Annotated in this window: 21 protein-coding genes and 1 pseudogene; 11 read left to right on the top strand and 11 right to left on the bottom strand. The window is 65.7% G+C overall.

Features of this window, described 5'->3' with window-relative positions; translation table 11 throughout:
* Entirely contained in the window at positions 1-633 is a 633-nt protein-coding gene (locus tag ABZ412_RS08745; protein WP_357278080.1) for a hypothetical protein, read from the bottom strand.
* A 725-nt stretch (positions 634-1,358) separates the two neighbouring features.
* On the opposite strand from ABZ412_RS08745, the gene ABZ412_RS08750 reads away from it, so the two are divergent.
* Positions 1,359-1,514, top strand: a complete 156-nt coding sequence (locus ABZ412_RS08750; RefSeq protein WP_357278083.1) for a DUF6131 family protein — start codon at positions 1,359-1,361, stop codon at positions 1,512-1,514.
* A gap of 213 nt (positions 1,515-1,727) precedes the next feature.
* Here ABZ412_RS08750 and ABZ412_RS08755 read toward each other — a convergent pair whose 3' ends face one another.
* On the bottom strand, positions 1,728-1,883 hold the full coding sequence (locus ABZ412_RS08755; RefSeq protein ID WP_357278085.1) for a hypothetical protein: 156 nt from the start codon (positions 1,881-1,883) through the stop codon (positions 1,728-1,730).
* Here ABZ412_RS08755 and ABZ412_RS08760 point away from each other — a divergent pair.
* Positions 1,873-2,604 carry a DUF1206 domain-containing protein gene (locus ABZ412_RS08760; protein WP_357278087.1) on the top strand — a complete coding sequence of 244 codons (732 nt, stop codon included), beginning with the start codon at positions 1,873-1,875 and terminating at the stop codon, positions 2,602-2,604. The genes ABZ412_RS08755 and ABZ412_RS08760 overlap by 11 nt on opposite strands.
* A 356-nt stretch (positions 2,605-2,960) precedes the next feature.
* Positions 2,961-3,317 carry an STAS domain-containing protein gene (locus ABZ412_RS08765; protein WP_357278088.1) on the top strand — a complete coding sequence of 119 codons (357 nt, stop codon included), beginning with the start codon at positions 2,961-2,963 and terminating at the stop codon, positions 3,315-3,317.
* Between the two features lie 483 nt (positions 3,318-3,800).
* Here ABZ412_RS08765 and ABZ412_RS08770 read toward each other — a convergent pair whose 3' ends face one another.
* The 5 genes from ABZ412_RS08770 to ABZ412_RS08790 all read right to left on the bottom strand — a co-directional run bounded on the left by ABZ412_RS08770 (position 3,801) and on the right by ABZ412_RS08790 (position 5,955).
* Complete coding sequence (locus ABZ412_RS08770) at positions 3,801-3,923, bottom strand: hypothetical protein (RefSeq protein ID WP_357278091.1); 123 nt, start codon at positions 3,921-3,923, stop codon at positions 3,801-3,803.
* Positions 3,924-3,925: 2 nt separating this feature from the next.
* Positions 3,926-4,150 (bottom strand): hypothetical protein, encoded by a 225-nt coding sequence (locus ABZ412_RS08775; protein WP_357278093.1) that lies wholly within the window; start codon positions 4,148-4,150, stop codon positions 3,926-3,928.
* Between the two features lie 319 nt (positions 4,151-4,469).
* Positions 4,470-4,853, bottom strand: coding sequence for a hypothetical protein (locus ABZ412_RS08780; RefSeq protein WP_357278096.1), 384 nt, complete (start codon positions 4,851-4,853; stop codon positions 4,470-4,472).
* Between the two features lie 158 nt (positions 4,854-5,011).
* Positions 5,012-5,218, bottom strand: coding sequence for a hypothetical protein (locus ABZ412_RS08785; RefSeq protein WP_357278098.1), 207 nt, complete (start codon positions 5,216-5,218; stop codon positions 5,012-5,014).
* Positions 5,219-5,727: 509 nt separating this feature from the next.
* Entirely contained in the window at positions 5,728-5,955 is a 228-nt protein-coding gene (locus tag ABZ412_RS08790) for a hypothetical protein (protein WP_357278101.1), read from the bottom strand.
* 1,253 nt (positions 5,956-7,208) lie between these two features.
* Between ABZ412_RS08790 and ABZ412_RS08795 the strand changes: the two genes are divergently transcribed.
* Genes ABZ412_RS08795 through ABZ412_RS08805 form a run of 3 tightly spaced genes read left to right on the top strand, consistent with a single transcriptional unit; the run spans position 7,209 to position 10,101 of the window.
* A complete protein-coding gene (locus tag ABZ412_RS08795; protein ID WP_357278103.1) occupies positions 7,209-7,427 on the top strand; it encodes a ferredoxin in 219 nt (72 codons plus the stop codon).
* Positions 7,424-8,815 carry an FAD-dependent oxidoreductase gene (locus tag ABZ412_RS08800; RefSeq protein WP_357278106.1) on the top strand — a complete coding sequence of 464 codons (1,392 nt, stop codon included), beginning with the start codon at positions 7,424-7,426 and terminating at the stop codon, positions 8,813-8,815. Before ABZ412_RS08795 ends, ABZ412_RS08800 begins: the two co-directional genes overlap by 4 nt.
* Positions 8,816-8,829: 14 nt before the next feature.
* Positions 8,830-10,101, top strand: coding sequence for a cytochrome P450 (locus ABZ412_RS08805; RefSeq protein ID WP_357278108.1), 1,272 nt, complete (start codon positions 8,830-8,832; stop codon positions 10,099-10,101).
* Positions 10,102-10,331: 230 nt separating this feature from the next.
* On the opposite strand, the gene ABZ412_RS08810 is transcribed toward ABZ412_RS08805, so the two are convergent.
* Positions 10,332-10,946 carry an MspA family porin gene (locus ABZ412_RS08810; RefSeq protein WP_357278181.1) on the bottom strand — a complete coding sequence of 205 codons (615 nt, stop codon included), beginning with the start codon at positions 10,944-10,946 and terminating at the stop codon, positions 10,332-10,334.
* A gap of 1,232 nt (positions 10,947-12,178) precedes the next feature.
* The gene (locus tag ABZ412_RS08815; protein ID WP_357278110.1) at positions 12,179-13,033 is read right to left on the bottom strand and encodes a hypothetical protein; all 855 of its coding nucleotides are present in this window, start codon (positions 13,031-13,033) and stop codon (positions 12,179-12,181) included.
* A 401-nt stretch (positions 13,034-13,434) separates the two neighbouring features.
* Between ABZ412_RS08815 and ABZ412_RS08820 the strand changes: the two genes are divergently transcribed.
* Positions 13,435-14,721 carry a YncE family protein gene (locus ABZ412_RS08820; protein WP_357278113.1) on the top strand — a complete coding sequence of 429 codons (1,287 nt, stop codon included), beginning with the start codon at positions 13,435-13,437 and terminating at the stop codon, positions 14,719-14,721.
* Between the two features lie 146 nt (positions 14,722-14,867).
* A complete protein-coding gene (locus ABZ412_RS08825; protein WP_357278115.1) occupies positions 14,868-15,035 on the top strand; it encodes a hypothetical protein in 168 nt (55 codons plus the stop codon).
* 66 nt (positions 15,036-15,101) lie between these two features.
* Here ABZ412_RS08825 and ABZ412_RS08830 read toward each other — a convergent pair whose 3' ends face one another.
* A complete protein-coding gene (locus ABZ412_RS08830; RefSeq protein WP_357278117.1) occupies positions 15,102-15,758 on the bottom strand; it encodes a GNAT family protein in 657 nt (218 codons plus the stop codon).
* Positions 15,759-16,131: 373 nt separating this feature from the next.
* On the opposite strand from ABZ412_RS08830, the gene ABZ412_RS08835 reads away from it, so the two are divergent.
* Positions 16,132-17,289: a serine hydrolase domain-containing protein gene (locus ABZ412_RS08835; protein WP_357278120.1), complete on the top strand. Its 1,158-nt coding sequence runs from the start codon at positions 16,132-16,134 to the stop codon at positions 17,287-17,289.
* Positions 17,290-17,759: 470 nt separating this feature from the next.
* Here ABZ412_RS08835 and ABZ412_RS08840 read toward each other — a convergent pair.
* Positions 17,760-17,942, bottom strand: a pseudogene (locus ABZ412_RS08840) (DUF4158 domain-containing protein); the annotation flags it as partial.
* Between the two features lie 558 nt (positions 17,943-18,500).
* Between ABZ412_RS08840 and ABZ412_RS08845 the strand changes: the two are divergent.
* Positions 18,501-18,680, top strand: coding sequence for an integrase core domain-containing protein (locus tag ABZ412_RS08845; RefSeq protein WP_357278183.1), 180 nt, complete (start codon positions 18,501-18,503; stop codon positions 18,678-18,680).
* 547 nt (positions 18,681-19,227) lie between these two features.
* The gene (locus ABZ412_RS08850) at positions 19,228-23,448 is read left to right on the top strand and encodes an IPT/TIG domain-containing protein (RefSeq protein WP_357278122.1); all 4,221 of its coding nucleotides are present in this window, start codon (positions 19,228-19,230) and stop codon (positions 23,446-23,448) included.
* The last annotated feature ends 101 nt before the right edge of the window (positions 23,449-23,549 follow it).

Below are 23,549 nucleotides of genomic sequence, written 5' to 3' on the forward strand. Positions count from 1 at the left end.
TCATCTCCTCGTGCGGCGCACGGGCGCTTCGTCGGCATCGGCGCGACTACGGCGTCGCGTGGACGAGGCAGGCTGACGATCCGAAGATCCGGACCTACGAACCGGGGTCCGGGAGCCGGACTTACGCGCGCGGGTGGTTCTCGGGCTGCTGGACCGCGCCCGTGCCGCGGGCTGCTCCCTGTGCTCCTCGTCGTCGTGGTCTGTTCCGGACTCGCGGTCCTCGAGATCGTCGTCCTCGCCGGCGGACGATTCCCCGGCGTCTCGGGAGGTATCGTCGCCGTCCTGGTCTTCGTCTGAATTCGTTTCGTGCGAACGGTCTCGGTCTGTATCCGAGACGATGGCTGAGCCCTGCTGTAGCCGGGTGTTGAGCGCGTCGATACGGTTGCTTGCGGCGGTCACCGCGGCCGACCGGACCGCACCTACCAACTCGCCGCGAACCGTGTCGGTGAGCTCCGCCACCTCAGGTGTCGATTTGAGCAGTTCAGTTCCTCGCCCAAGCAGCTCCCCGGGCAATCCCGAAGACCGCTTCGCCATAGCCGCACCCGCCAGCGACAACGCGAAACGCATCTTGCGTGTGCGGCCGAGGATGTAGCCGATTCCCACGCCTATCGCAATTCTTGTGCCACCTTTCATGGCTTACTCCTTGCTTGCTTGCTCGACTCCCGCTGCACCGACGCGGCCCTGGGTCGGTCGAGACCCGATGAGTGGGGTAGGCCATGCTGCGACATAGCCTTACCTGGCGTATACCCAGCAATCTCTTCCTTATCGGCCGAGATCTCGATGGCTTCAATCGAGTTCGGCCAGCGTGAAGTGGGGGGCCGGCGGCCGTCAGGAGCCGGGCAGAAGGGAGACGGGTCGAGACGGCCGCAGGCCGAGCAACTTGCCCGAGCCGGCGGGTCCACGCCGTGAGACGGATTGACGAACCGACAAGGACTGGGAGCTCGCGGACAAGGTCGATCCGGGCCGACAGTCGGGACTCGACGTTCGATGAGAAGCAGCAGGCAGATCCGGACAGGCACCCCACAGCCGACTGTGAGGCATTGACCTACCGTGCTGGAGTTGTTCTGGCCCTGGTCGTCGAATGGCTCGGGCTATTGGCGGGGCGCCCTACTGGCTGCGTTGTTTAACAGTCCGAATCCGGGTTATCCGCCAGGCGACCGCTGAACCGGTAGGCCGGGAAACTTCGACAAGCGGGGCCGTGATCATGGCCGCTTCTGAACCCGAGGCGCCTACCGGAACAGCGGGATCAGGTGGGCGTAGTGACCCGTGCTGGCATTGCGCACTCGATCGATATCAGCACCAGCACCAGAGGGCTTCGAAGGCCCTTCCACGACAGCAGCGAAACCAGGTAGCCGACCATGATCGTTCTCGGAATCATCCTTCTTCTCGTCGGGTTCATATTCAGCATCCCGATCATCTGGACCATCGGAATCGTAGTCCTCGTCATCGGGGTCGCGTTAATGCTGTTGGGGACGGCAGGCCACGCCGTCGGCGGCCGAAGCCACTATTACTGACCCCTGGATGGGTTTGCGATTACCGACCTCTGGATCGCGTTTGCACTCTGATCCGGTGGCCGTCACCGCTGTCGAGCGCATCCGGGCTCTCTGTGATGGCCGATACCGGGTGGGTGCCCGGAGATGCCCTGGCTGGACAGTCGGCATTGGGACCGCGCTCCCCCAACCCCCGCACACCGCTCGTCGCATCTCCAGCGGAGCTTTCACGACCACCTAGTACGAGGCGAGCGCCATGCCCGACAACAAACCGTCCTCGACGTCGACCGGCGGATCGTCGTCGTCCGACCCCTCGTCCTCGGTCGCGGGCCGGGTGGCCCAGAACGGTGTCTTCGAACGATTCGCCCGCGCGGGCTTCGTCGTGAGCGGCATCGTGCACCTGATCATCGGCTACATCGCCATCCGGATCGCCCTCGGCGGCCCAGCAGGCACCGCCGACCAATCCGGAGCCATGGCGGAACTGGCTGCCAAGCCGGGCGGCGTCATCGCCCTGTGGGTGTGCGTCGTCGCATTCGGGCTGATGGCGCTGTGGAGGCTCGCCGAAGCGGCACTCGGCAGCTCATCCGAACCCACCGCCGACAGTAAGAAATCCGAGGCGTTCGATCGCGTCAAGGCGGCTGGGCTGGCGGTGGTCTATTTCGCCTTCGCTCTCACCGCGTTCGGATTCGCCCGCAGCAGTGGCAAGTCGAGCAGCGGCCAGAGCACGGGGATCACCGCCCGCATGATGCAAACCACTGCCGGCACGGTCGCCCTCATCGCGGGCGGGCTGATCATCATCGCGATCGGCGGCTACCACGTCTACAAAGGAGTGAGCCAGAACTTCCTCGAGGATCTCGAGGGCGCCACCAGCGACCTCGTACGAAGGTTGGGCACGGTGGGATACATCGCCAAAGGGCTGGCCATCGCCGCGGTCGGGTTGCTGGTGATCCTCGCCGTGAGCCGATCCGAGCCGGACAAAGCCGCCGGACTCGACGGCGCCTTCAAAACCGTGGGAGCTCAACCCTTCGGAGCGGCCCTCCTGATCGTGTCGGGCCTGGGCATCATCACCTATGGCCTCTACAGCTTCGCTATGGCCCGGTACACCAAGATGTAGTCCGATATCAACCGCCGGGATCTGACTCCGACGGTTATCGCGTGCGCGCTGTGTCGGTGCGCGCCCTGCACCGAACGTTCGCCACGACCGCAGGATCCACGAAACTCGGCAATAGCGTGCACTGCCGGTGGGTTGGTCAGCCGAGCGGGATGCCCGTGGCCCGTTGATGTTTCGTGGTGACGCGCAGGCTAGAGTCGCGCGGCTGAATTGTCTGTTTGTCCGGTGTTGTTGTCCGGTGTTGGTGGCGCGGTACGCTACATGCAGGGTTCAAACAACAGCCTGGTCACTCGCGGTGGTGCAGGGCGCTCACCGCGGAAGGCGTTCAGCCCTCGCGCCCCCGAAACCAGGTGATGGTGATGAATCACCTCCCTTACCCTGGCCTGCTGTCGATCACGATCTCGACCTTGGCTGACCACACCCACGTGTGCATCATCGGCGGCGAGATCGACGCCGTGACCGCCCCCGTGTTTGAGCAGGTGCTGATCGGCAGCCTCGGCGTCGACGGATCGACGGTCGTCGATCTCAGAGAAGTCACGTTCCTGGGCGTGGCCGGGATTCGGGCCCTGCTCGTGGCCCAAGACTTCGCCGACCGATGCCATTGCAAGATGTGCATCGACGGGTCGTACTGCGTCACACGGATATTGGACGCAACCGGCGTGGCAGGCCAGTTCGCGTACTGCGCTCCTCGCTCGATCGAACCGGTGAAGCAATAACGGTCGATCCGCCGAACCCACCGCCCGAGCGTGACCCTGGCCGGGCCCGGGGTGGTGGTGCGACAGTGCCGTCAGGAGAGCTCCTGGCGGCACTGGACCATGGTGCGGATCGCGGCCATTGGGAGCCGCACATGGCAGGTCAGCGAACCTGGGAGGTGGTTGTTTCGCTGACCTGCGATAAGAGTAATGCCGGTCACACCTCGCCGACCGGAATGCGTCATCAATCGGAACCTTTGCTGGCATCAGGGAAAGATCACCCACAGCGCTACCGGGTCTGTGAACTCACCTGAATCCGCGGTGTCGCGCCGTCGGGATGTGGCCCCGCCCGGCCTGCGGACGGAAGGGCAGAACCGGGCGGGGTGTCATATCTCAACCAGCAGGTATCGGACTATGGCCGTGGCCATTGCCAGATGACCACCGATCATCGTAAGCGCGCGATTGTGCATCGGTCTCCCGCCACGCCGCGACACACATCCCCCACCGCTACAGCCACAGCTCGGTGTCGGGGGTATGCCGGTCCCCACGAGACGACAAGCGCTGGGCGGCATCGTTGAGCGTGAGCCAGTCGCCCTCGCTCACCGTCACCACGATGTCCCTGCTCGCCATGCCTATGAGTGGTTGGTCAGGTCCTTGTAGTTCAGGAACTCCTCGAAGGAGATTTGCCCCTCCGCCCAGATGCTGTCTTCGTTGATGCGGCGCCCAACGATGTCCCGCACCTCCGGGTCCTGGGCCATACCCCACACGAGCGCGTCATCGAAGGTGATGAAACCGTCCTGATCCGTATCGATCTCGTCGAACTCCCGCCGGGTGGCAATGAACTGCTGCTGGTCCATATCCGTCTCCTATGCCGGTTGGTTACCGCTGAACAGCTACGCCTTCGTTCGCCATCGATCCAGCGCATAAGCGTACGCGGAAAGTTTGCTGTGACTCCGGATTGGCGGGGAATCGAAACGAATCGAACACCGGGCTCGGACAGCTCCGGTCCCAGGCCGCCCAACGTATGCGGCGGTGCCTGAACCCACTCAACTCAGCTGCTCAGAGAATGGTGATAGCGCTGGGTCCTGGCCAGGGTCTGGTTCATGCTCGGCGGCCAGCAGGCTCACGACGTCGGCGCCCAGGTGCGTGGTGAGATCAGCGAGGCCACCACGTGCATCAGGGTGTGTCCAACGCAGTTGCAGGGACGCCGTAGGGCAGGAACCGCACGCGGCGGCGTTCATCGGTATTGTCGCGATGCGCACGCAAGGCCTCGAGCTCACTCGGAAAAACCTGCTCCACCCTGGCCTCACCGACGTCGTCGATGCTGTAGATGACCCACACCCCACTGCCGGTCTCGCCGGTGGTCTCGCCTTCCGGCTTCGCCGGCCGCGGACCCTCCGGCTGACCGAACTGACCGAGTAGCGACGCCAGCGAACTCACACTTGCGCGATCGATGTACTCGCCGGCCTTTCCGAGGAGGTCTCGGAATTCGATCCCCATCTCTCGTAACGCGCGCTCGAATTCTTCCGGATCGATCCCGAAAGGCCTGTCGGTTGCCATCACATTGCTCCTGGAGACGAATTCGGCGCTACGTTTTCAGTGTCCTCGCGCACCCCCGAATTCGCCACGCCCGGCAACGGATCAGGGCCCGATTGGCTGGCGAACTCGTCTCACCCGATCGCTGTGTCAGACCGCGTGTCTGCGAGGGAAGGGATGCGTCATGGGATATGCATCAGCTGCCGAGCAGCACCGAACAGACGGTTGGCGAGCTTGATGACCGGAAGTCCCAGCGGGATCAGGAGGATCGTCGCGCACAACACCGCACCGAGAATCCACACCACGGTCGCGAGCAACCCGACTACCGTGCCGAGCACGGCCGTCACGATCCCCAACACCACATTGAGCAGGCCCTGTATCGCTCGCATGATGACCTTTCTGCTTGTCCAGTCTGCTCCTTTTCCACGCACTCCGCTCCCCCTTCCCTCCACCGGTCGATGCCGTCCAGGCTCTCCCGAGGCCCTGACCGCACTGGGGAATGAGGAACCACATGCGATGTCGTACCGCGGCAAACGCTCGGGGGCTAATTAGAGTCGTTCGCAATGAATCGGGAGTGAAGCGAGCAGGCAGTCATGGACGGTGCCGCGGTGGCCCGGGTCCGCGCACCGGGATCCTGGCAGTCCGACCGCGCAGCGAGTTCGCGGACCGCGCCCTGGCCACGCCGGCGGTCCCCTTCGATCGAGCGCGGGGCCGAACCTCCCGACCCGCCGCCGAAGAGTTGATCATTCCGTTTCAAAACATCTGGCGGATTCCGCGTACGCGCCGGCCCCGAATCCCACGGCGTTGGCCGATGGCGTGCGGAGGCGCCCCATGGTCAAGGTTCACCGAAAAGGCTGCCTGGCAGCTGAGTTCGACATCTGCGAGGAGGCCGGCGTTGTCAGCGTGAACGCCAAGCATGCCGGCCCGAACCTTCACCACGGCCGGGCGTGGTTGCGGTGAGCGGCTCCATCCACGCCGGCAGGTCGAGGTTCAGGCGCGGGATCTCCTCGGTGGGTTGGTCGAGTTCGCGGTACAGCTGGCTCAAGAACGCTTCCAGGCTGCCGTAGCGGTCCAGGATCTGTCTCAGCAGCTGCACCGCGCTCGCACTGTCCACGGCCTCTGGCATGCGGTCCCTTTCTCGCCGATGATGCGGACGCGGCCGGGAAAGTCGAGGACGGCCGCGAAGAGGTGATGAAGAGGTGATGCTGTGCCATCGGCGGGCGCAGGGCTTCTGGTGATGTGGGTGTCGCACCCACCGATGGGGACTGCCGTGTACAGCACCGGAGCCGGTTGCAGCCGGAGCCGGGAGGCCGCCCGGGCAGGGCGGTCCAAGACCATCCGAGCACGAACAACGCTCCAGACCCCGCAGACAGGCCTGGCGCGTTCGGTCTCGTGATCGAATGCCCGCCGACAGGCTTCCCATGCCTCGACTCCGCCAAACACGTTGCGCGAAAGAGGGATATCGCTAGCCCCTTTTGCGGCGTATGCGCCGGTCGGGAACCGGACGTCCCGCGCGATCGGAGTTCCAGCGGCTGATGTCGTCCGGCGCAGTGAGCAGCCTGCGCACGCAGTCGCGCACCGCCCGCCAGCGGCGTGCGGTCGAAGCTCTTCTGGTCTCAGTCGCCATGGCCACATCCCGGCTCGGGATGGACAAGGGCCTCGCCCCAGCGTCCGTCAGTGCACGAGGGGCGTGACCCTCGTATCGGGTCGGACACCCGGGTCGCGTGCTGCGCCGACATCTCAGCACACACCAACAACCCGGCCGGCATAACCCCTGGGCCCCGATCGTGGCCACCCGCTGGCGAAGTCGTTACCGGACTCCCCCTGGCGAACGACGCTACCGCCGTTCACACAACGAGTAGAGCTACCGGTCACCGACCATCTATGCCACAGGAATGTCATTGCGTGCCGCCACCTGCGGTTGGTCAAGCTGTTCGGAAACGATCGCCTGACGAACCCGAACGCCTCCTCCCGTCACGGCCACGTCGCCGAAGGCGCTGCGAGCAGCGGCGTGCCCGTGGCTCGGCCGGTGATGGTGTCAGCATTGCCGCAGTCCGCACCTTTCGGGAGGCACACGCCGTGCTCGGATCTCGGCTCTTCCCGGAGTGAACCGGGATACCGGGATCCGGCGGCGGTGTCCGTGCCTTGCGGGGGGAGACTGAAGATGGCGTCGGTTGTCGGCCGGCGCATGACTGGACCGTCGGTATCGGGTGCTACGAATCCTCTGTGAGGCGCCCGCCCGGCACTGGTACTTCGGGGCGTGATCGTCTTCTGGGAGTTCACGTCCGACCTTTGCGGGCGTACGCGCGTCTCCGGCCCGCAGCGGGTTCAGCAGGTTGTGACCACATCGGGACATGGTTCGGATGAGGAGCTGACGGTATGCGCATCGTGGTTGATCTGAATCGGTGTCAGGGGTACGCGCAGTGCGTTCCGCTGGCACCGGATGTGCTCGAAATGCTGGGTGAGGAGGCACTGGCGTATGACCCCAACCCTGATGACGCGCAGCGTCAGCGCGTGTTGCGGGCGGCGGCGGCGTGCCCGGTGCAGGCGATCGTCGTGGAGACCTTTACGCCCGACGGGCCGGAGCCTGCGGCATGAGCACCGCGTCGCTGGCCGCGGACCTGGTCAGGATGTTTCGCGCTGAGGGTCGGATCGTGATCGTGGGGGCGTCGCTTGCGGGGCTTCGTGCCGCGGAGGCGTTGCGGGACAAGGGCTTCTGTGGCCCGCTGACCCTCATCGGTGACGAGGCGCACGAGCCGTATGACCGCCCGCCGTTGTCCAAGCAGGTCCTCAAGGGCTGGGTTCGCGCCGATCACACCAAGCTTCCCCGCATGCGGGACATCGACGCGCAGTGGCGGCTTGGTGTGGCCGCGACCGGTTTGGACCGGGTGAACAAACAGGTTTTGCTGGCCACCGGAGACGCGGTGCCCTACGACCGGCTGCTCATCGCCACCGGCGTTCGGGCACGGCCGTGGTTCAACCCGGCCGAGGCCGCCCTGCGGGGGGTGTTCACGGTACGCACCTGCGATGACGCGGCCCGGCTACAGGCGGCACTGCATTCGAGCCCGAAGCGGGTTCTCGTCGTCGGCTCGGGGTTTGTCGGCTCGGAGATGGCGTCGGTGTGCCGCGAGCTACGGTTGCCGGTGACCGTCGCCGAGCGCGGAGGCGGGCCGCTGGTCGGGCCGCTGGGCGGGGTGATCGGCGACATCGCCGCCCGGATGCAGCGCGGCGCGGGAGTCGACCTGCGCACCGGCGTGTCGGTGGAATCCCTCGACGGCGATGCCGGCGGGCATGTACGCCGCGCCCGGCTCTCGGATGGGACCACGCTCGATGTCGATGTAGTGGTGGCGTCGTTGGGGTCGATCCGCAACGTCGAGTGGCTGGCGGGTGCCGGGCTGGCCGCCGGTTTCTGGGGAGTCGGTTGCGATGCGGGCTGTCGCGCGTTCGACGTCAACGGGGTGGTGACCGACAACATTTTCGTGGCCGGGGATGTCGCGCGCCAGCCACACGTGCTGTACGAGTATCAGTTCATCTCGATGGAACACTGGGACAACGCCGTGTTCGGGGCGCAGGTCGCCGCGAACAACATGATCAGTCTGGAGACCGAGCGGCGACCGCATCTGCCGCTGCCGTCGTTCTGGTCGGGCCAATTCGGGGTCAATATCAAGGGTGTGGGGGTGTGCTCGTTCGGCGATGAGATCGTGTTCACCCAGGGGTCTCCCGAGGACTATCGCTTCGCCGCGGCTTACGGCCGCCGCGGCCGCATCGTCGGGGCGGTGACGTTCAATCATGGCAAGTGGCTTCCGTACTACGCGGCGATGATCGAGCGCTCCGCGCCGTTCCCTCCACCGCCGCCGGGCTATGACCGAGCGCCCGATCCGGCACCGATGCCTGCCCGCTTTCCCGACCCGCGGGTGCCGACCGAGATTCCCGACGTGGTGCTGACCGGTCACGACCCCACCTCACGGACCGCCGAGTTCCACTGACCAAGGGAGCCAGCATGACTGCAGCGAGCGCCTGGGCAGAGGCGATGAAGTACGAACATCGCGCCGACCCGTATCCGTTCTTCGACCAACTGCGCCAGACCCCCGTCGCGCGAGTGGCCGACAACCTGTATGTGGTGACCGGCTACCAGGAACTGCTGACGCTGGCGCACGACCCCCGCATCAGCTCCGATATCAGCCGCAGCCCGGTGGGCGCTGCCCTGGCCGCGGGCACGAGCTCTGAGCCCGGCGCCGAGGACATGCAGGCCTATGGTCGCCGGCCGAGCATCATCGTCTCCGATCCCCCCGAGCACGATCGGGCGCGCCGACAGGTCATGCGCCACTTCGGCCCACCGCATTCACCTGATGTCATCCCCGGCATGGAGCCCGACATCGCGCGGTTGTGCAACCAGCTGCTCGACCGCATCAAGGCCGGCGGCAAAACCGGGATGGACGTGGTCGACGATTACGCCTACCCGGTGCCGGTGATGGTGGTCTGCAAGATCCTCGGTGTCCCGCTCGCCGACGAACCCCGGTTCCATGCCTGGATCCACGACATGTTGGCCGGCATGGATCTGGGCCCGGACGCGGGCACCGAGCAGGGTAGGGCACGCGCCGAGGCGTCCCGTGCAAGCCGTGACGCACTCATGCGCTATCTGGCCGGCTTGATCGAGCAACTCCAACGCGAGCCCGGGCCGGGATTGCTGTCCAAACTGATTCACGACGACGGCCCCGATGGTCCGATGCCGGCCGAACAGGTGTTGTCCAATGCTGTGCTGCTGTTGGTCGCCGGTCATGACTCGACGGTCAACACCATCGCCAACTGTGTGATGACGCTGCTGCGCAACCCCGGGTCCTACGACCAGGTCCGCAGCCGACCGGAGTTGCTCCCGCGCGCGATCGAGGAGGTTCAGCGGCTGCAGGCGGCGGTGCAGTTCTTCCCCAGCCGCAGCGCCACCGCCGATATCGACATCGCCGGCACCGTCATCCCGGAAGGGGCCGCGGTACACCTGGTCTACGCCGCCGCCAACCGCGACCCGCACCGCTTCGCCAACCCGAACCGCTTCGACCTTCACCGCCCCGACAACGAACACTTCGGCTGGGGCAGCGGCATCCACACCTGCCTCGGCGGTCCGCTCGCACGACTGGAAGTCAACCTGGCGCTGGAAACCTTCCTACGCCGTGTCGCCACACCCCGCCTGCTCGCCGACCCGCCACCCTACCGGCGAAGCCAAATCTTCCGCGGCCCCCAACACCTGCTCATCGACTTCGACCACATCACCGACTGAGCAGCACACACCATCGAAGCATCCGCACTCGCCGAATCCTTCGAAATCAGAAAGGGGGACTTCGAAAATCGACGAGCGGCACTGGATATGGTTGGGGCACAGGCGCTTCCGGCTAGGCAACCTGGTTCGGCAAAACGATCCTCGGCCGAACGCTGACGATCCCGGCTTCGAGCGCTTCGGGTTCAAGGGTTGCGGCGCGCAAGGATTACAACTCCGACCGGGCCACCGCTTCAGAAGGTGAACTGGTCACCGTAGGCGGTGGTCTGCACCAGCCTCTCAGCGGTGCTCACCGTGGTGGTGACGAACGGGACGGCCGCCACCGGCGAGGCGCATTGGGCGATATTGAGCGCGGCATTGTTGAACGCGATGTGAAGCGGGAACGTCGTGGTGGCACCCAGGCGGGCCGTCTCCGTTCTCGCGACAGTGACCTGGCCGGGTCCCAAGTTCGCGAACACGCCTTCGGCCACACCCAGATTCCCGATGACAGCGGGACTGATGACCTGACCGGGAATACTCGCGCCCAGCTGTTGATAGGCACCGAGATCGGCGTCGAAGCCGCCGTCCACACTGATCCCGCAGCCGAGGATGAAGCCCGCGACCGCCTCACCCGAGGTGATCGGGCCGCCGTCCACGCTGACCGAGTAAGCGCCGGATATCTGCGCGGCATGCGAGAACGTCATGAGGACGTTCGGTGTCCGGTCACCGGGCGGGCTCGCCTCGATGCTGTCGACCGACGCCGTCACATGGACTCCCCCACCGGAGGCATCCGCGCCGGGCGGCTGAGCGCGACCGAGACCGGCGCCACCGGCCCACAAACCCACCCCGGCCAGATTCGCCGCGACCATAGCGACCACGGCGCCAGTGAACGAACGTCGCATGCCTGGAGCCTTCCGGTTCGCGACGATGGGCAACTCGACAACACATGGGGCAAACCCACACGAAGGGATACCGCTTGGCAAGCCTAGACGGCGCCACCGTCCAGGCGGTGTCACAGCAAGGCGTGTCCACCACACCGCATCGACACCGACGGGGATCGACACCGAAGCCGCCTCCTTTCTTGGTTCACCGAGACCATGCTTGCGTTCGAGAACGATCGACCGCCCGGTTCCGGTGCAGGAATCCGATCGGCGGCCAGGTCCCCGATTCGCACCAAAAAGGGGAGTGCGCCGAGTGGTGTCGCCTGCACGCGAGGAATCTGGGCCGGGAGTAGGGGTCTCGATCGCCGAACGCTGGGATGTGCGCTTGGGACCGGCAGAGTCGAGACACCTACCCATCATCTCCGGGCGAACCCCCAGCACCCGGAGACAACGACCACTGTAGATGGGAAAGACGGCGCAACAGTGCTGAGCGGTATGACCTTTCGTGCCAGAAGCCCGAGACTCGGCAACCTCTTGGTGAATCTCTACCCGGACTGGCTCGCGCCGGATGCCGGTCGGCGAACAAACCCGGGCAGGCGAACTCCCGTGCCGGTCTTTCACCGGTGATGGCGGGGCGGGGCCGGGTGGATCGGGAGTCTGAGCGATCCACCCGGCGGGCGAGGCGAAACGGTCGCGGCGGAGTAACCGAACCCGAGCGGCCACCATGTGTCCCGACCATCCCGCCCTTCGTCGGACGGTACTGGCCGCCGAGATCCGAGCAGGTCGATTCCTCGCCTGCTGACACGAATCGAGAGTGCTATCGGCACAAAAAGTCATAGATAGCTGCGGAGAAGCTGCCCCGTGGGCGAGGACAGCGTGCAGAATGCCGGACAACGCCAGTCCAGACCCGCGGCAGCACTTCCGAGAGGGGACAGAAGTGAGCTACACGATCGAAGCGACAGCCGGTCACCGGCTACTCGAAGAGGTTCTCACTCGCTACGACAGCATCGACGCCTTTTGCACCCGCCTGTACCTCGCGCTGGATGCACCCACCGATGTACTTCCCGCCCTACCGAACTCGACAGTCGGGCGGCATCGGCTTCGATAGTCAGGACCGAGCAGGCGTGCCCGGTGGACGTTCGGAAAGCAACGGCTGACGACGTCCTCGGGCGTCGTGGTCATCGATGTTGCAGATGTCGAATCAGCTTTTTCCGTGCGGGTCAGATCCGTCGGTGCTCGCGCAGGGTTCGGATGGCGGCCAGGGTGGTCAGGCCGCGCCATTCCACGGTCTGGCCGGAAAAGTAGTGCAGGAAGTCGAAGTCCCAGCCGCCGTCATCGAGTTGTTCGTGTTCGAGTCGCTGCAGTTCGGCGGTCATCGTGGAGTTGTCGAACAGGGCCCGGCTCGGTGTGTCGGGTCGGGGCGAAAGGTCGAGAGGTTTGATGTGCTCGTTCTCGATTCCGCCTTCGACGGGCACCGTGCCGTCCTCGCGGATCGCCGGACGTAGCAGCTCGATGGCCGCGGCGGCGCGGGTGGGGTCGGGGACTGCGTCGAGAAACTGCAAGGCGAATTTGACGGTGTAGCCGACCGGTTCGTCGATCGCCTCGATCTGGTTCCAGCACCAGGTCGTCGCGGTGTCGAGCCACGAATGCTGTGCGCCGAGTCGCCACAATCCGGCCGCGAGGGCGTAGGTGAGGAAGCCCGCTTCCGGGCTCGGTGTCATCCAGGGTGTGCGGGGGTGGCCGTCTGCCGAGGGCAGCACGGTGGGGATACCGCCGTCGTGGTGGGCGATGGTGGCGATCCAGTCGGCGATCTCGGTCACCATGGGGGCGCGGGTGGCGTTGATGTCGGCGAGGACGTCGAGGGCCACCACTGCCGCGGCCGGTTGGCTGCCGGGGCACCGCACGTCGGGCTCGAGGGCATGGCCGAACCCACCGTCACGGTTCTGATACGCCGCGAGCGCGGTCAGCACGGGCTCGACAGGCCCGTTGTCGAGAAGGACGGCGAGCCGGTGGCGTTCCAGGACACGGGCGTCGGATTCGATGAACTGTCGGGCAGCTTCCAGGTCGATACTCATGAACCGGAGGCTAGGCGGCGGTGAGCGTGGCGTCTTTGAAGAATCGGACAGGCGTGAGGCCGGTAAGGCACCGCACTTCCGGTGCACAGCGAGGCGACGCGATGGCCACTCAAATTCGTTCCGCTGACCAGAACCTATGGTGACCGCGCTGATATCCGCCCGACTTTCGGCGGATGCTACCAGAACCCCGGCAACCCCGGATCGCTGTCACTCGGTCCCGGATTGCCAAGCGCTTCAATCTCTTCCGCCCAGCACGGAACACAGCGTCCGGCCCGGGCACCACCTTGTGGTTCGGTCGGCCAGTACCTACGATCCGGTAACCAATTTGAAACTTATTCATTTCAATTGCTTGCTCGGAGGAACTCATGCATGTCTCACGCCCAGCCCGTCGACTCGCAAGGGTGTGGCACGGTACCGCATCGGCGGCGGCCGCGGCCATGCTCGTCGGCACGTCCGCTTTCGGGGCCGGTCAGGCGGTCGCGGAGCCGGGGCTGCGGGAGGTGATGCTGGTCGGAAACAATTGGGAAGGGGTCGCCGACGTCATCGGCTCGACCGGCGATTTCGCCAAGATCGGCCGGATCAACCTGATTCCGGACAAGGACGACCGTCTCCGGGAGATCTACCTCAATCCGGTGCGACTCGCCTTCTTCCTCGGCATTCGTCAGACCGTCGGCGAAGGCCACGACCAGTACATCGACGATATGTACACCACCCCGGACGGGTCCGCGATCGTCGTGTCGCGGCCGAGTTTCGCCGACGTGGCCTCGATCGACACCGCGACCGGCAAGGTGAAGTGGCGGTTTCCCGTCTCCGGGTTCCGGGCCGACCATATGGCGGTATCACCGGACGGCAACCGGGTCGCGGTGTCCGCCTCGACCAGCAATACCGTGCACGTGCTCAATATTCGGACCGGGGCCGAGCTCGGCCGGTTCGGCACCGGCGACAAACCACACGAGAACGTCTTCACCTCGGACGGAAACCTGTGGAACATGGCGATCGGTGAGGTGAACTCCGATCAGGACTCCCCGGAACAGGATTCCAGCAAGGGCGATCGGAAGATCACCATTGTCGATGCCGCCACCTATCAGCCGATCAGGGTCATCGATATGCGTGATCGCCTGAACGCGTTCGGCCGCAACGATCTTTCGGACGCGGTGCGCCCGGTGGCCTTCAGTCCCGACGAGAGCAAGCTGTACTTCCAGGTGTCGTTCTTCAATGGATTCCTCGAATACGACGTGGCCTCCGATCGCATCCTGCGCGCCAAGGAACTGCCCAAAAACCCCGCCACCAACCCGGATCGGCGCACCTGGGTCAATGATTCACGGCACCACGGAATGTCCATGGACCCCACCGGCAAACGACTGTGCATCGCCGGCACCATGGACGATTACGCCACGATCGTCGATCTCACCGACCTGAGCCCGGGGCAGCTCGTCCCGGCGTCCAAGCCCTACTGGGCCACCGTCAGCGGTGACGGCAAGGCGTGCGTCATCTCCGAAAGCGCCGCCGACCAGGTGACAGCCATCGACTTCGCCACCGGATCCAAGATCGTCTCCATTCCGGTGGGCGACCATCCGCAGCGCGTTCGGATCGGCGATCTGCCCACCGGCTGGAAAGCCCCGTCCGGTGGATCCACCTCGAGCGGAAGCGGATTCCCGTCCAGCGGCAGCGGATCCAGCGGCTCGTAGCTCGTCGTTATCCGCCGCCCTGAGCGAAATTCGGCAGATCGGTCAGGGCGGCGGGGCACAGGAGTACCGGGCAGGGCTCCTCGCTTCCCGCGCGGCGACGGCGCGAAATCGGCTGCAATGCCCTGAGAATGGCTCGGCAGCGGCGAGTGGTCGTTGACCATCACCTGGTCGAACAACTCGAGCACGTCATCGGCGGCGCGGGCCCGCAGCGTGAACACGGTCGCGACCAGCACCGCCAGCAGATGCTCGCGTCGCATCCGCCGCAGCCCCGATACCCGCCCAGTCAATCCCAGCGAGGCGAGGACTACCGATGAGTTGAATACGGGTCCTTGCCAGTTCTGACACCGAACCGGCAGGTCAAAGTGGTTTGCTCGTCGCCGTCACGGTTTGATTCGGGCTCCGAATAGCGGCAGGCACTCCGCTAGCCCGGTCACTTCCACCGGCATGCTCCGATGCGCTTCCCATCTTTCACGGGTCAGCCGCAACCGGCGTATCACCGCCGGTTTTCCCCGCACTGCATGCACCTCGAGCCCGTCGGGCTCGTATCCGAGTTTGCGTGAGACTCCGTGTGAGCCCAGGTTGTCCACGAACGCGCCCGATACCGCCGACTCGGCCCCGAGATGAGCGAAGGCCAACTCCAGCACCGCGGCTCGCATCTCGGTTCCAATGCCTTGCCCGTGATGGGTTCGGCCGAGCCAGGATCCGGTGTTCACCTCGCAGCAGACCGCGAAGTCCTTCGCACTGATCGTTTGGGTTCCAACCAACTCCCCCTCTCGGAGCACGACGAGATTCAGTGCCCACGTATCGACCTGCCAGTCGGCCCAGCATCGCCAGTGCCACCGCAGTACCCGCTGCGCACGTTCGTCCGGTTCCGCATCGGTCCACTCCGCAGTGAACGGCTGCACCGCCGGATCATGCACTCCCGCTACGGCCAGCCCAGCAAGCGCGCCCAGGTCCTCCAAACCAGGCATTCTCAGTTCCAGACGCGGTGTCCGCACCCGCAATCCGGCCAAGGGCCAGTACTCCATCAGGCTCATGCCCGCCATCATCGCCGCCGGACGACATTCGGGGCCACGGGGTTTCGCCAGCGGCGGACCCCGCCAGGAAAACCGGTCGCGACCAAGAGAGGCGATCAGGGGAATACAGACCGGTTGAATACGGGTCGTTACCAGTCCCCGCTCGGCGTGCCCATCGCTCAACGATGAGGATCGGCTCCGCTATACCCATGTGCCACAACAGAGTTCATCGAAGATCCCAGGGCGGCACCGGTCGTTGAGGAACGAGTCACCAGCCGCAAGACGGCCCCGGGGGCTTGGCGTGACTTTTCGCGGATCTGGACCTCACACCCCGAGTACAGGATTCCGGGTTTTACCGGATGGGTGGGAGAAGGGTCGTCCTTAGAGTGGACGCATGGGTGCGAATGGGTTCCGGTGTGGCTTGGTGGTCGCGGCGGTGGTGGTGGCCGGATGCGGGAGTGGGGCGGGGGAAACCGTGGGTCGGTCGCCGGCGGTCGAGCAGGTGTCCGATGCGGTGACAGCGGCGGTGCGTTCCGGGATGCCCGGGGCACAGGTGGTTCTCGAAGGTCCCGGCGGGCGGCAGGTCGTGACCGCGGGGGCGGGAGACGTGGCCACCGGAGTGCCCTACGCGGAGGGCGCACATTTCCGGATCGGCAGTGTCACCAAGACTTTCGTGGCCACAGTGGTGTTGCAGCTCGCCGCCGAGAACAAGGTTGACCTCGATGCGCCGATCTCACGCTATCTACCGGGCGTGGTGCGGGGCAACGGCAATGACGGCGACCGCATCAGTGTGCGGCAGCTGCTGCAGCACATGAGCGGACTGGCGGACTTCGCGCCCGAGGATCCCTCGAACAAGTTGCCGCAGCAGCTCGATCAGACCAGTGACGGCAAGGCGTATCGGGATCTCGCACCGGCGGATCTGGTGGGGATCGCGATGAGCATGCCACCACAGTTCGAGCCGGGGGCGCGGTTCGAGTACACGAACACCAATTACGTGCTGCTGGGCATGATGATCGAGAAGCTCACCGGGCGAACCCTCGCCGTCGAGATCGGCAGTCGCATCCTCGAACCCCTCGCGCTGCGCGACACCTACTTCCCCGCGGCCGGCGACACCACCATCCGGGATCCGCATCCGCTGGGCTATCGCAAGGTCGACGTCAACTGGGTCGATGCCACCGACACCGAGGCAGCGTGGGCGGGCGCCGCCGGCGCCCTCATCTCCACCGGCGCCGATCTGAACCGGTTCTTCCTTGCCCTGGTCGCCGGAAAGCTGCTTCCCGCAGCACAACTCACGCAGATGCAGCAGACCGTCGCGATGGAGCAGTCCGGAGAAATGAATTACGGGCTCGGCCTGATCCGGCTGCGCCTGCCCTGTGGACAGGACGGCAAGGACATGAAGGACGTCTGGGGGCATGCCGGCGGTATCCCCGGATTCAGCACCCTGGCCATCGCCACGCCGCACGGGACCGCGGCGACGCTGAGCGTCAACACCTCGCACACCACCGATCAGTTCTCCGCAGCGGCCGCCGCCGTCGGCTGTGCGATCGCCTGATCCGGCCGGCCCGTGGATTCGTCCGGCACCGTGAAGAGCCGCACGATCCCGGACGAGCCGGGCAGCCGAATCACCTTGGTGCGGGCTACCGCAGCTCGATCACCTGCGGGGTGCCGCTGGTGATCTACGCGCGATGCAGTTCGCGGATCTGGACCTCACGGGCTCGGGCGCATCGACATCGACGACCAGTGCCGCCACCGATGCGGCTCGAACTCGGTATCCGGCCTCCGTGAGACCTGGCTGGTTCGGTCAGCGCGGTACGCGGCTACTTAAGACTGGTGTCAGGACCGGGTCCCGGCCAGGATCTGGTTCAGGTGCCCGGTGAGATGCTCCCTCGGTGGAGTGCCGCTATTCGATATGTGCGGTATTCCCCGGTGATGATCATGGCGTTGGGTGAGATCGTCGCCGTCGCACACGCCCGTGTAGTGGTGAGGCCGGCACGGGGGCGTCCCCATGCGCCCGAAGCTCCGCGGCAGCGCGCACAACGCCACCGACAAACCCAGCCGCTCCGCCGGGCCGCGCCTGCGCCCAGGTGTCAGAAAGGCGATGTCAGCCGGAGTGAGAGTGAAGTGCCGGAACAACTCCTCACGGCTGATATCCGGGAACTCACGCAGCCGCGCCAACTCCTCGGCCGCGAACACCTGCATCGCCACGAAACCCGACCTCCAGCATGCCGACCAACCTCATCGGCAGCCAAGCCGAGCACCAATCACGGTGCACCGCAGGACAAACGAGGGTTGCGCCATCTCAGCTGGTCAAGCCATTGTCGTTGTTTTTCGTCCGGTTACGACCGGGACCCCGCCAAGCTCGGTGCGGTGGTTCCGGACCCGCCAACGCCGGCGCTCGTGGACACACGGCGGGCATCGACTCCGTTCGACGCCCTAATGCAGCTGCGGGGCAATCCGGCAGCTACTTCTTCTGAACGGGCACCCTAGACAGGATGGACGGGCGCGGCAAGTTGCGGCGCCCGTTGCTCTCAGCGGTTTTCGCGCTCATCCACCAGACCAATTCAGACCACTTGAATACGAGCCCTTACCAGTCACTACCCCCGAGCACCTTCGCCCCCCAAATCACGGCCGGTGGGGGGACAGTCGCGTGTTCGTATCCGCTGCAATTGGCGGCAGTTGGACAAGTGACACGAAAGTCACGCTGGCTGCGCATGGACATCGATTTCCCAAGCGCTGCAACAGTGCTGCGGCGACCGAGTCGGAATCTCCTCCATTCGACCGGGAAGGCCGTGGAACAACGGCTATATCGAATCGTTCGACCGGCGGCTGCGCGATGCCTCAACCGTAGTCACCGGACGAGCCTGCTCGAAGCCCGAGCGGTCATCGGCGACTTCAAGACCGAAAATGATCTGCGGCACCGCCACTCGGCGCGGGGCTGCCTGACCTCGGCCGAGTACGCAGCCCGCTGCGGCCACGCCTATCACCCCGTGGCCTGCCCAATCACATGAAACTGGATCGGAAACAACCCGGACTCAAAAACCGGATGGTCCCGTTATCGGGACCGGCCAACGGGATAACCGCAACTGGATCCCCGCCACGCTCCACGATCAGATCACCAGCCCCGCATAGTACTGAGTTTCTGTGCTGAAGCGTTCCGAATACCGTTCCGGTGGCACGAATTGAGAGTGCCCAGGCACGGAAGGTCACAGATATCTCCGAATTGGCTGCGTGATCGAGTCACTGTCATGCGGAATGCCGTACCGAACCATCATAGTGAGGCGCTCGGGCGTAGGAACGGGTGGTGGTTGAATACCGACCGGAATCCTTGAGATACCAACCGGTGTGCGAATCCGATAACGAATTAAAGCGAACTCTTCAGGTCGGTCGGCGGTGTGTTGATACTGGAAGTAGCGGGCCGCCATGGGAACTCGGGCAAACCATACTCGGTTCCAACGGAGGAATTGCCACAAGTATTAAGGAGGCGACCATCATGCCTACCATCACGTCTCTCTCTCCGACGTCCGGGCCCGTGACAGGGGGAACCAGCGTCACGATCACCGGTACCGGGTTCACCGGGCCGACCACTGTGCGGTTCGGCACTACCGCAACGACTTTCACCCTGGATTCTCCGACGCAGATCACCGCGATCGCCCCCGCCGGCTCGGTCGGTACCGTGCAGGTCACCGTCACCACTTCGGCGGGCACCAGCAACGGGGTGTCCTACACCTATCTCGCGGTGCCCGCGTTGATCAGCATCAGTCCCAGCCAAGGAACGACCGCGGGCGGGACGACAGTGACACTCACGGGGTCGGGTCTCACCGGCGTTACTTCGGTGAGTTTCGGTGGGGCACCGGCGACCTCGTTCACCGTCAACTCCAATACCCAGATCACCGCCGTCACCCCCGCGGGCACCGGGATCGTGTCTGTCACCGTCACCGGACCGGGCGGCACAAGCAATCCGGTTGTCTACGTCTACGTCGTGGTTCCGACCATCACCTCCATCTCCCCGACCGCCGGACCGACTGCGGGCGGGAACAACGTGACGATCACGGGTACCGGGTTCATCGGCCTGTTGACCGTCCGATTCGGTTCGACCGCAACGATATTCACCGTGAACTCCGCCACCCAGATCACCGCCATCGCCCCCGCCCATACGGCCGGGACGGTGCAGGTGACTGTCACCGGGTCGGGCGGAGCCAGTAACGGTGTCTCCTACACCTATGCCGCGGTGCCGACCCTGACCAGTATCGCCCCCGTTTCAGGATCGGTGACGGGCGGAACCACCGTCGTGCTCACCGGGACGAACCTGACCGGCGCGACCTCGGTGAGTTTCGGTGGGACACCAGCGACCTCGTTCACCGTCAACTCCGCTACCCAGATCACCGCGGTCGCCCCCGCCCACGCGGTCGGGACGGTGCAGGTCACCGTCACGACCGCGGGCGGTACCAGTAACGGTGTCGCCTACACCTATGTCGCGGTACCCACGCTGACCACGGTGGTACCGAACCTCGGTTCGGTGACGGGCGGAACCACCGTCGTGCTCACCGGGACGAACCTGATCGGCGCGACGGCGGTGAGTTTCGGTGGGACACCGGCGACCTCGTTCACCGTCAACTCCGCCACCCAGATCACCGCCGTCGCCCCGGCGGGTTCGGCGGGGACGGTGCAGGTCACCGTCACGACCGCGGGCGGAACCAGTAACGGTGTCGCCTACACCTACGTCGCGGTACCGACGTTGACCACGGTGGTGCCGAGTGCCGGTTCGGTGACGGGCGGGACGACGGTTGTGCTGACCGGCACCGCTCTGACCGGTGCGACGGCGGTGAGTTTCGGTGGGACACCGGCGACCTCGTTCACCGTTGATTCCGCTACCCAGATCACCGCGGTCGCCCCCGCCCACGCGGTCGGGACGGTGCAGGTCACCGTCACCACCGCGGGCGGAACCAGTAACGGTGTCGCCTACACCTACGTCGCGGTACCCACGCTGACCACGGTGGTACCGAGTGCCGGTTCGGTAACGGGCGGAACGACGGTCGTGCTGACCGGGACGAACCTGACCGGTGCGACGGCGGTGAGTTTCGGTGGCACACCGGCGACTTCGTTCACCGTTGATTCCGCTACCCAGATCACCGCGGTCGCCCCCGCCCACGCGGTCGGGACGGTGCAGGTCACCGTCACCACCGCGGGCGGAACCAGCAACGGCGTCTCCTACACCTACGTCGCGGTACCCACACTGACCACGGTGATACCGAACCTCGGTTCGGTGACGGGCGGAACCACAGTCGTGCTCACCGGGACGAACCTGACCGGCGCGACCTCGGTGAGTTTCGGTGGCACACCAGCGACCTCGTTCACCGTCAACTCCGCCACCCAGATCACCGCGGTCGCCCCCGCCCACGCGGTCGGGACGGTGCAGGTCACCGTCACCACCGCGGGCGGAACCAGTAACGGTGTCGCCTACACCTACGTCGCGGTACCCACGCTGACCACGGTGGTACCGAGTGCCGGTTCGGTGGCCGGCGGGACGACGGTCGTGCTGACCGGGACGAACCTGACCGGCGCGACGGCGGTGAGTTTCGATGGGACACCGGCGACTTCGTTCACCGTTGATTCCGCCACCCAGATCACCGCCGTCGCCCCCGCGGGTTCGGCCGGGACGGTGCAGGTCACCGTCACCACCGCGGGCGGAACCAGCAACGGCGTCTCCTACACCTACGTCGCGGTACCCACGCTGACCACGGTGGTACCGAGTGCCGGTTCGGTGACGGGCGGAACCACAGTCGTGCTCACCGGGACGAACCTGACCGGCGCGACCTCGGTGAGTTTCGGTGGCACACCGGCGACCTCGTTCACCGTTGATTCCGCCACCCAGATCACCGCCGTCGCCCCCGCAGGTTCGGCCGGGACGGTACAGGTCACCGTCACCACCGCGGGCGGAACCAGTAACGGTGTCGCCTACACCTACGTCGCGGTACCCACGCTGACCACGGTGGTACCGACCATGGGACCGGTGGCCGGCGGAACGACGGTCGTGCTCACCGGGACGAACCTGACCGGCGCTACCTCGGTGAGTTTCGGTGGGACACCGGCGACTTCGTTCACCGTTGATTCCGCTACCCAGATCACCGCGGTCGCCCCCGCCCACGCGGTCGGGACGGTGCAGGTCACCGTCACCACCGCGGGCGGAACCAGCAACGGTGTCGCCTACACCTACGTCGCGGTACCCACGCTGACCACGGTGGTACCGAATGCCGGTTCGGTGGCCGGCGGAACCACGGTTGTGCTAACCGGCACCGCTCTGACCGGTGCGACGGCGGTGAGTTTCGGTGGGACACCAGCGACCTCGTTCACCGTGGACTCCGCTACCCAGATCACGGCAGTGACCCCCGCGGGTTCGGCCGGGACGGTACAGGTCACCGTCACCACCGTCGGCGGTACAAGCAACGACGTTTCCTACATCTATGTCGCGGTACCCACGTTGACCACTGTGGTGCCGACCGTGGGACCGGTGGCGGGCGGGACGACGGTCGTGCTCACCGGGACGAACCTGACCGGTGCGACGGCGGTGAGTTTCGGTGGGACACCGGCGACTTCGTTCACGGTCGATTCCGCTACCCAGATCACCGTGGTCGCCCCGGCGGAGGCAGCCGGGGCGGTCCTGGTGACCGTCACGACCGCGGGCGGTACGAGCAACGGCGTCTCCTACACCTATATCGCCGCGCCGGCCCTGACCGCCATCGTTCCCAGTTCAGGGCCGGTCGCAGGTGGGACGACCGTCGTGCTCACCGGCACAGCCCTCACCGGCGCCACCGCAGTGGATTTCGGTGGTACACCGGCGACCTCGTTCACGGTCGACTCCGCCACCCAGATCACGGCAGTGACCCCTGCCGGATCGGCGGGGACCGTGCTCGTCACCGTCACCACCGCAGGAGGAACGGTCGACGGTGTCTCCTTCACCTACGCAGCAGTGCCGATACTGACGACGGTGGTGCCCAACGTCGGGCCGGTGACCGGCGGATCCACCGTCACCCTGACCGGAACGGGCCTGGCAGGAGCCACCGGGGTCAGTTTCGGAGGTGTGCCGGCCTCGTTCGCTGTCGACTCCGCGACTCAGATCACAGCGGTTGTCCCGCCCGGGACGGCGGGAACCGTGCTGGTCACCGCCACCACCGCCGGCGGAACCAGCAACGGTGTCGCCTACACCTACGTCGCGGTTCCTACTCTGATCACGGCGGTGCCGAACGTAGGACCGATCACCGGCGGGACGACGGTCGTGCTCGCCGGGACGGACCTGACCGGCGCGACGGCGGTGAGTTTCGGTGGCACACCGGCGACCTCGTTCACGGTCGACTCCGCCACCCAGATCACGGCAGTGACCCCTGCCGGATCGGCGGGGACCGTGCTCGTCACCGTCACCACCGCAGGAGGAACGGTCGACGGTGTCTCCTTCACCTATGTCACGGTTCCTACCCTGATCACGGCGGTGCCGAACGTAGGACCGATCACCGGCGGGACGACGGTCGTGCTCGCCGGGACGGACCTGACCGGTACCACGGCCGTGAGTTTCGGTGGGACACCGGCGACCTCGTTCACGGTTGATTCCGCAATCCAGATCACCGCCGTGGCCCCGGCAGAGGCAGCCGGAACAGTACAGATCACCGCCACGACCGGGGGTGGTACCAGCAACGGCGTCGCCTTCACCTACATCTGAGAGCGAGTGCGGCTGGACCGTTGGTGGGCCATGGCCCACCAACGGGCCAGCCGCGGCGCGGTAGATATGGGGTTGTTTTTAAATACCCCAAAACTGGGCGG

Origin of the sequence: Nocardia sp. NPDC005746, from assembly GCF_040630785.1 — a bacterium.
Classification (GTDB): Bacteria; Actinomycetota; Actinomycetes; order Mycobacteriales; family Mycobacteriaceae; genus Nocardia.

Excerpts from the sequence above, each read along its gene's own strand:
- ABZ412_RS08800 (WP_357278106.1), top strand. The coding sequence starts at position 7,424 with ATGAGCACCGCGTCGCTGGCCGCGGACCTGGTCAGGATGTTTCGCGCT.
- ABZ412_RS08755 (WP_357278085.1), bottom strand. The coding sequence starts at position 1,883 with ATGCCGCTCACGACGAAGCCCGCGCGGGCGAATCGTTCGAAGACACCG.
- ABZ412_RS08780 (WP_357278096.1), bottom strand. The coding sequence starts at position 4,853 with ATGGCAACCGACAGGCCTTTCGGGATCGATCCGGAAGAATTCGAGCGC.
- ABZ412_RS08805 (WP_357278108.1), top strand. The coding sequence starts at position 8,830 with ATGACTGCAGCGAGCGCCTGGGCAGAGGCGATGAAGTACGAACATCGC.
- ABZ412_RS08790 (WP_357278101.1), bottom strand. The coding sequence starts at position 5,955 with ATGCCAGAGGCCGTGGACAGTGCGAGCGCGGTGCAGCTGCTGAGACAG.
- ABZ412_RS08815 (WP_357278110.1), bottom strand. The coding sequence starts at position 13,033 with ATGAGTATCGACCTGGAAGCTGCCCGACAGTTCATCGAATCCGACGCC.
- ABZ412_RS08745 (WP_357278080.1), bottom strand. The coding sequence starts at position 633 with ATGAAAGGTGGCACAAGAATTGCGATAGGCGTGGGAATCGGCTACATC.
- ABZ412_RS08750 (WP_357278083.1), top strand. The coding sequence starts at position 1,359 with ATGATCGTTCTCGGAATCATCCTTCTTCTCGTCGGGTTCATATTCAGC.
- ABZ412_RS08795 (WP_357278103.1), top strand. The coding sequence starts at position 7,209 with ATGCGCATCGTGGTTGATCTGAATCGGTGTCAGGGGTACGCGCAGTGC.
- ABZ412_RS08835 (WP_357278120.1), top strand. The coding sequence starts at position 16,132 with ATGGGTGCGAATGGGTTCCGGTGTGGCTTGGTGGTCGCGGCGGTGGTG.
- ABZ412_RS08785 (WP_357278098.1), bottom strand. The coding sequence starts at position 5,218 with ATGCGAGCGATACAGGGCCTGCTCAATGTGGTGTTGGGGATCGTGACG.
- ABZ412_RS08810 (WP_357278181.1), bottom strand. The coding sequence starts at position 10,946 with ATGGTCGCGGCGAATCTGGCCGGGGTGGGTTTGTGGGCCGGTGGCGCC.
- ABZ412_RS08850 (WP_357278122.1), top strand. The coding sequence starts at position 19,228 with ATGCCTACCATCACGTCTCTCTCTCCGACGTCCGGGCCCGTGACAGGG.
- ABZ412_RS08765 (WP_357278088.1), top strand. The coding sequence starts at position 2,961 with ATGAATCACCTCCCTTACCCTGGCCTGCTGTCGATCACGATCTCGACC.
- ABZ412_RS08830 (WP_357278117.1), bottom strand. The coding sequence starts at position 15,758 with ATGAGCCTGATGGAGTACTGGCCCTTGGCCGGATTGCGGGTGCGGACA.
- ABZ412_RS08770 (WP_357278091.1), bottom strand. The coding sequence starts at position 3,923 with ATGGCGAGCAGGGACATCGTGGTGACGGTGAGCGAGGGCGACTGGCTC.
- ABZ412_RS08775 (WP_357278093.1), bottom strand. The coding sequence starts at position 4,150 with ATGGACCAGCAGCAGTTCATTGCCACCCGGCGGGAGTTCGACGAGATC.